This window comes from Rhizobacter sp. P3_C12 (assembly GCF_056402735.1).
Genome location: NZ_JBFUGW010000511.1, coordinates 1 through 2,276 on the forward strand (window position 1 = coordinate 1; position 2,276 = coordinate 2,276).

Annotated in this window: 1 protein-coding gene and 1 pseudogene; both read right to left on the minus strand. The window is 71.7% G+C overall.

All coding sequences use genetic code 11. The annotated features are described in order from the left end of the window. A partial coding sequence (locus AC1DXV_RS33915; RefSeq protein WP_477937963.1) for a secretin GspD/PilQ domain-containing protein occupies nt 1-1,800 on the minus strand: 1,800 nt, incomplete at its 3' end. 14 nt (nt 1,801-1,814) lie between these two features. Continuing rightward, a pseudogene (locus AC1DXV_RS33920) lies at nt 1,815-2,276 on the minus strand (hypothetical protein); the annotation flags it as partial.

Genomic DNA, 2,276 nt, shown 5'->3' on the forward strand with positions numbered 1-2,276 from the left:
GCTCGCTCCGGCAGCGGGCACGACGGCAGCCGCGCGGCCCCCGGTCGGCCGCAGGCGCGGCGAGGTTTCGGTGCCGACCCACATCTCGGTCTCGTTCGCGTCGGGGCGGCGCAAGTTGCGCACGATGCGCGGCGTGATCGCGAGGACCAGCTCGGTGCGCGACGAATCGTCGAGCTGGCTCGAGAAGATCCGTCCGAGCACCGGCAGGTCGCCCAGGCCCGGCACGCGGCTCGCGTTGGAGCGGTCCTCGCTGCTGATCAGGCCGGCCAGGATCTGCGTCTCGCCGTCGCGCAGGCGCAGCAGCGTCGACGCATTGCGGGTGCCGATCTGGTAGGCGAGCGTGCCCGAGGCGGTCTTGACCTGGCCGGCCAGCGAACTGACCTCGAGCGCGACGCGGATCGCCACGTCGTCGTCGGCGTAGATGGTCGGCTCGACCTCGAGCTTCAGCCCGACCTCGATGTAGTTCACGCTGTCGGAGACGAAGCTGCCGCTGCCGCCGATGGTGGCGGTGATCACCGGCACCTTGTCGCCGATCAGGATCTTGGCCTTCTCCTTGTTGCGCGCGCGGATGCGCGGGTTGGCCAGCGTGTTGAAGTCGCCGACCTCGCGGCGCAGGTTGACGAGCAGGTTGCCGACGGTCAGGCCGATGTTGTCGCGCGTCAGGTTGCGCACGTTGCCGAGCGTGAGCCCGGTGGCGCCGGCCGGCGGCAGCGCCGTCAGCGCGAAGGTGTCGGGGAACTTGACGCCCAGCTCGGTGAGGCGGGTGCTGCGGATCTCGATCACCTCGACGTCGAGCATCACCTCGGGCTCGTGCGCGTCGTACAGGGCCATCAGGCGCTCGGCGAGCTGGATGTTCTCGGGCGATTCGCGCAGCGCGAGCATGTTGGTGCGCTCGTCCACATAGGGCTCGCGCACGCGCAGCATCGAGCGCAGGAAGGCGGCCGCGCCCTTCGCGTCGCCGCTCGCGAGGTAGAACACCTTGACGACCTGCTCCTGGTGCTCGCGCTGCTTCTCGGGCGTGTTCGGGTAGATCAGCAGCGTCTGGCTGTCGATCACCTTCTTCGCGAGCTGGTTGGTGCTGACGATCAGGTCGATCGCGTCCTCGACACGGGCCGAGCGCAGGAAGACGGTGACGCGGGCGTCGGGGCGCACGTCCTTGTCGAGGATGAAGTTGATGCCGCTGTTGCGCGACACCACGTCGAGCACGGTGCGCAGCCCGGCGTCGCGGAAATCGAGCGAGATCGGGCGGGTCTCGGCCAGCCCCTTCTGGTTGGCGCGCGCCTCGGCCTGGCGCACGTCGACCTCGATGCGGCGCTGGAACGCGAGCAGGTCGGAGTTGCGCGGGTTGTCCTTCAGCGCCTGCTCCACCACGCGCAGCGCGGCGACGCCCTGCTGCGCCGCGGCCAGGCGCTCGGCCTCGGTGAGCGCGGCGCGCTGGCGCTGCTCGGTGGCCACGTCGGCGAGCAGGTCGTCGATGCGGCTGCTGGTCGGGTTCAGCGCCTTCGCGCGGCGCAGCGCCTGCTCGGCGACCTCGTAGCGGCCGGCGGCGCGTGCGGCGGCCGATTCGGCGATCAGCCGGGCCAGCGCCTCGGTGCGGGCCTGCACCTGGCCGCTGCGCAGCGTGGTGCTGTTCGGGTATTCCTTCAGCCCGGCGTCGAGCTGGCTGAGGGCCTGCTCGTAGTTGCCGGCGCGCAGCGCCTGCTGGGCCTCGTCGCGAAAGCGTTGCTCGGCGCAGCCGGCGAGCAGCAGCACGGCCAGCGCGAAAGGCAGCGCACGGAGGGAGCGGGCGAAGGAGGTCATGGAGCTGCTGGCGTTCACTGCGGTGGCGGCGTGATGCCGATGGTGGCGCGCTGCCCGAGGGGCGGGAAGACCAGCTGCACGGCCTGGTCGGTGATGGATTCGACGACGTAGCCGTCGTCCAGGCGCTGGTCGACGGCCACCTCGATCGGCGCGCCGGTGCCCTTCACGAGGTAGACGATGGTGGTGCCTTCGGGCGTGAGCATGCGGCCGAAGAAGCGGTAGTTCATCGGCGGGGCCATCGGTGCGGGCGGCGGCGGCGCGACGACAGCGACCGGCTTGGACGCGGGCGGCGGTGGCGGGGCGGGTGGCAGCACCGGCTGGAAGATGTCGCGCTTGGCAGGCTCGAAGGCTTGCGCGGGCCATTGCTTGGGCAGGGTCGTGGTGGGCGTGGCGCGATCCCGGCGCGCGGCGCCGGGCGCTGCCTGGAACAGCGGGCGCTCGTCGGCCGGCGCGGGCGCTTCGGCGCCGCGCACGGC